General features: G+C 58.7%; 2 protein-coding genes. One reads left to right on the plus strand and one right to left on the minus strand.

Translation table 11 applies throughout. The features are described 5' to 3' along the window. Window positions 1–1,080, plus strand: a 1,080-nt coding sequence (locus tag VO99_RS27305; RefSeq protein ID WP_046116131.1) for a PAS domain-containing protein, incomplete at its 5' end; no start/stop codon positions are given. Between the two features lie 707 nt (window positions 1,081–1,787). On the opposite strand, the gene VO99_RS29980 is transcribed toward VO99_RS27305, so the two are convergent. Further along, window positions 1,788–5,051, minus strand: coding sequence for an ATP-binding protein (locus VO99_RS29980; RefSeq protein ID WP_157039844.1), 3,264 nt, complete (start codon window positions 5,049–5,051; stop codon window positions 1,788–1,790). Window positions 5,052–5,557 lie beyond the last annotated feature (506 nt).

A 5,557-nucleotide genomic window follows, 5' to 3' on the forward strand; every position in this document is an offset into this window, starting at 1 on the left:
GATCGGCACGTAGTTGTGCAGACCTTCCCTAAGCGTAAACGGGCAGATGAGCAGATGCGCGAGAGCGAGGAGCGCTTCACGCTATTCGCAGAACACTCGACGAGCGTGCTCTGGATCTTTGACGCGAAGACGAACCGGCTCGAGTACCTCAGCCGGGCCTGCGAGCAGATCTGGGGCGAGTCGCGCGATGTCCTCATGGAGGATTGGAGCCGTTGGACCGAGCGGCTGCACCCCGACGATCGCGAGCACGTTCTCGACGTGTTCAAGGGCGTCCTGGGAGGCGATAGCACGACCTGTGAGTACCGCATCACGCGCGCGGACGGGTCGGTGCGCTGGATCAGGGACACGCTTTTCCCGATTCGTGACGAGCACGGGAGGGTGCGGCAGGCTGCGGGCCTCGCGCAAGACATCACCCGGCACGAGGGGGCGTTGGTCTATGTCGTCGATGGCGGCGAGGCGGCGCGGCAAGCACTCACCCGCATGCTGCAAGGCGCCGGTTACCAGGTGAAGGTGTTCGCGACCGTGCGGGCCTTCCTTGAGGCAGCACCAGTGCTCGTGCCGGGCTGCGCGGTGCTCAACGTCAGCGCCGTCGATGCTGGTGACCTCATGGTCCCGCGGAGGCTGATGGCGCGGCGCATTGGCCTTCCGGTGGTCGCCACGGGCGAGCGCCGTGGCGACGTCGGCCTGGCGGTCCAAGCAATGAAGGCTGGCGCGATCGACTACCTGGAGGTGCCCTACACGACGGACGCTCTGCTCGCCGCGGTCGCTTCGGCGTTGGCCGGCATTCAGGACGCGGCGGTGGGCAACCGCGAGGCGGAAGACGCCCGGAGTCGCGTCGCCGCGCTGTCCGCGCGCGAGCGGGAGGTGCTGCACGGGCTGCTTAAGGGCGGCACCAACAAGACTATCGGGAAGGAGCTTGGCATCAGCCCGCGCACGGTGGAGATCCACCGGGCCCACCTCATGGACCGCCTCGGCGCACACACCCTGCCCGAGGCGGTGTTAAAGGCAACAGCGGGCCTGAAACCGAGCACCTCGCAGAACGAAGCCAAACGGCGTGGTGATGGCTGGCGAGGGCAGTAAGCCGATCAAGCCCCGCGACGACATTCCAAACGTGACCTCGAAGCTGTCGGCAAGTGTCGGCCGCTCGTGAACGTCAGCGGCTTTGATGGCACAGGTCGACGAGTTGTTCTCCGAGCCGCTGCCCATTCAAAGAGTCGATGGGCTTGCGGCAAAGCGACCAGGCCACGCGCTGGGACCCGACCGGTCCGACTTGGGGTGAACGGGTTCCTGTCGAAACGGACCAGCACGCTGCAGAAATTCGTGCAGGCCGATGCTGGATGCACCTGGCCGTTTCGTAGAACAAGTTACCCGTGTGACCGCGTCCCATGCGGCAGACGTTGAGCGTCCGCTTTCGGGCGTCGAGTCCGTGTCGTGCTAGTACCGGTTCCGGTCAGAACGGTGCGTTGACCGTCCGCCTTGCTGACACGGCCATTAGTCGTCGAGGAGGAGGGCAGACTTGCAGTCACCTGGAAAGGGTGCGTTCGACGCAGGCGAAGTCCGGCCATCGTGCGCCGACGGTCCGCTGCCAGGATCGCCACGGACCAGCCGCGCCGCCTTGCTTTCTCGGGCGTGTACGTAAAGCGGACGTTGATGGCGCGCTTTCGGCCATACGCGGACTTTGCACAGCGCGCATTCATATCGATAAGCAGCAGCGACGCGCAGGAAAGTTATTTACACAGAAATCCGGTAACCGCAGGCCCCAGCCTCCCGAAGCCTTCGCGATGCTTTTAGTTGAAATTATGCAACCGTCGTAACCCAGGGCTAGAGATGCGGAAGTTCGAACGTTGTGAAGCATTAAGTGACATGCTTACGGCTTCGTATCCTTCGAGTGCCCTCATTCGGATGGCTGTAGCCTCATGCTTCTGCCCCACTGAATCAAGAACTTCTGCCGCACGCAGATAGGCATTAGCAGGATCGAGAAAGAATTTTTGTGCGTCGTACCCTGACGTCACAAGTTCGCCGAACGCAAAAGCGACTTCTTCCGCGCGCCGCGGTGCGCCGAGATTCGCATACACGTAGGCTTCCGAAATCTTGCTTTCCCAAGCCGCGTCGTTGAGATCGAGCTCATCGCATTGCCGTGCAGCAGCATGAAAGTGAATTAGTGCAGCTTCATAGTTCCCCTCGGCGAGGTCAATTTCACCGGCCAGCTGACTTTGTTCTCGAGCGAGTGAAGCCTCTGGGCCATTAAACGGTAGGGTGGCGGCATGCTCCAACCAAGCGCGAGCTTCGTTTCCCGTCGCCGCCCACATCCGGTTCATCGCCAATGCTAGAGCGGTTTCGAACTCCATGTCCGGCCAGTCTACGCTGTGATACTTTCTTAAAAGGTCTAGCAAGGATTCGTACGCGATTGAATGATTACCCAATAGCGTCTCAATTTTCGCTGACAAGAGCGCCAAATGCCACGTGTACGACTGGTCACTCTGCAGTTGGCAATACGTTGCTGCGTTTGATAGCAGCGACAGGGCTTCATAATATCTCCCTTTCCTGACACAAATGCCTGAGAGCTTGGAGAGTGCAGAGGCTACACCGATCCCGTTGCCGCACCGAAGAGAATGTGTGTAGGCGACCCTCAGATGTCTACGCGCTTTGCAAAGTTGACCGCGCTGGGCTAGTTTTTCTCCCCATTGGTTGTGCGCACGAATTACAGAGGCCTGCCGGCCAGCAATCTTTCCATATCGGATTGCGTCCCTGGCGGCATTAGCAGTCTGCTCGAGCGTTCCTATGGCCGCAAGACATGTGGTCAGCAAGCCGGCTGCGGCAGCTCTGCAATCGTCATCGAGTTCATCAGCGAGAGCAACTAAATCTGTTGCTGCCTCCACGTCGTCATTCCTCAGACTCCCTTCCATCCGCATTTGAAGCCGCTCAGATAGAATCGAGAAACGGAGACGCGCGTCGTCGCTCAATAATGCGGCGCGGCCTAGCAATGCAGCCGCTGCTGCAAACGAGAATTTCGCGCTGGCGTAGCGCCCTGCACGGCGTAAGTAGTCAATCGCCAGTTGAGTCTCTCCCGCCTTCTCAAAATGACTTGCAATCGTTTCCGCGAAATCGCCAATCCGGTCCGGGAAGGCGTCAATAATCCATCGCGCAGTCGATCCATGCTGAAGCTTTCGCACTCTGTTTGGAACGGTGCCGTACACAGTGCGCTGCATTAATTGGTGGCTAAATTGGAACTTTCTTGGATCTTCACCTGTGCTGCTGGTTAGCGGCTGTATGAGTTGCTTGTCGGCCAAATTCAATAATGAAGCCTCGTTGTAGGTTCCAAGCTTCGAGAGCGCCTCGTCCCAGAACACGCTGCCGATGATGCTGGCGAGTTGAAGAGTCTGCAGCTCGTCGTATGGAAGGCTTGCGAGCCGAGCTTGCAGGACACCCGTGAGCGTCGTGGGAATTCTCGTCTCCAACATCGCAGTGGCGTCGAAGACAGCTAGCCCGCTCTCATCGCGGCGTAGGACGCCTTCGTCGGCGAGCATGCCGACCATTTCTTCGACGAAGTACGGATTCCCACATGCCGTCGATGCGATTAAGCGGACTAAGTCTTGTGACTCAGAGGAGGATGAGGCATCGTTTAGAACTGCGCGAATAAGACTTGAGGCATCATCATCGTCCAAAGCGGATACTTCTATTTTCTGAGCAAAGGGAAGACTGCGGCGTTTCTCTAGCTCAGGCCGAGTGGTCGCAACGATAAAAATCTGCGCGTTGTCGCGGAGTACGAAGTCTAGGAAGTCTAAAGACCCGTCGTCGGCCCAGTGAATGTCTTCCAGGATCAGCGCCGAGTGTTCGGGCGGGTGGCGCGCCAGCAAGTAGTCAAGCGCAACGCGGAACGCTCGTCTTTGACTTCTCTCAGTATCACTTGGAAATTTGTGGCCTAATTCGTCGGGGGTCGCGGTGGGCAATATGAGTGACTGTAGCGCCGTCAGTTCGACATCACTGATTTCATTGAGATGCTCCAACAATGATGAGCGTAGCGCTTTTTGCGTCGTGGCGAGATCTAAATCTGTTTGGATGCTGGCTGCGCATAGTAGTGCGTCGCGGACTAAGCCGTAAGGAGCGCTGTTCCCATATGGCTTTGCATTTGCCATATATGTCGCTAGATGACTCGACCCCGTCGTGTCGCGACTTTTTAAGAATTCACGTACGAGCGTTGATTTCCCTATCCCTGCTTCTCCGAGCAGTATCACCGACCTGGTTGCCGCGCTTCCCCGGACCGTCGAGTACGCGTTTGCAAGAACTTGAAGCTCCGTCTGTCTGCCGATCACGCGTGGCTTGTGGTCCGTCCACCGGCGTTCCGCGCTCAAGCGCTTTGCGGCAGAGCGCTTAAGCACGATGTATGCTTTTATGGGACGGTCTCTGCCCTTGAGATGGAGAGTCGGGGCCTCGATGCATTCAAAATGGCTTCTGACATGGCGGTGCGTGTCATAGCTGATCTGCACGCAGCCTGCGGGGGCACTCTGTTCCAGCCTTGCTGCTATATTGACCGCATTTCCTCGCACGTAACTTGGCTCGTCTAAGCCGCCGCCTAGCATGACCGACCCAGTGTGGATCCCAACGCGTACATCAAACTTCTGTATATTTCGTTCCAAGAGCAACTGTGCAGCGATCAGCCTTGCCTCTGCAACCAGGGCTATTGCACAGAGAGTCGCTCGAACGGGGTCGTCTTCGCGGGCTGTTCCCACCCCGAAAACGGCAAGCAGACTATCTCCTGCATACTGGAGCACGACGCCCTCGTGCCAACGAATGACGGCGGTTAACCTCTTGAGCGAGCCATCAATCACTGTGTGAATTTCGTCTGGATCCAGGCTCCAACTCATCTGCGTCGACCCCACGACGTCTGCGAAGAGCACTGTCACTTGACGTATCGAACGCTCGGAATATAGGTGTTGGCTAAGCTGCTCTTCCAAAGCAAGTATTGCCGCGTCTATGGACGCCTTGTCCAGCACACCTCTTAGGTTAGCGATCGCCTTGATCGCTGCTTCGATGTTCTGCCGTTCGTTCATGGAGTCACCCTTGGCTTTGGGGATTCTGAACGGGTGTAGCACAGTGTCAACTAGATTGTGTCCCCAATAACGTGTAGTTAGCTTATCAACGCCCGGACTGGAGGAGGCGCCCAACCATTCCTGTAAAACGCGTCATCGGCCGATGAGACGCGCACCTAACCTCTGGATTCATTCCGTTGGCGAAGGAAGTCCGAGCACCCGTCGGAGACCGATGGTGTAAGGCGCAGCCCTAGGCGTCGCCGTTGGGGTCGGCTTAGGGTCGAGAGTGAGCGTCCGCGAATGTCCGGTATGACTGGCGGCTTTCGCGGCTGCTCGGTTTTCCGGAAGCCAGCCGTCGTCCCAAGGTCAAGGCACCGGCTGCGTATGGACTGCGCTCAAGTGGCTGGCACGAAGGCTGCGCCAACACGGTCAGCCGGCTGCGCCGGTGTCCTGACGACCGCGGCCCTTGCCCATGCCCGGGGATCGCGGGCTCTGTCGCCTTCCCGCTGCGCGGGAACGCCGCCCGC

This window comes from Aquincola tertiaricarbonis (assembly GCF_000969605.1).
In the GTDB taxonomy this organism is placed as follows: domain Bacteria; phylum Pseudomonadota; class Gammaproteobacteria; order Burkholderiales; family Burkholderiaceae_C; genus Aquincola; species Aquincola tertiaricarbonis.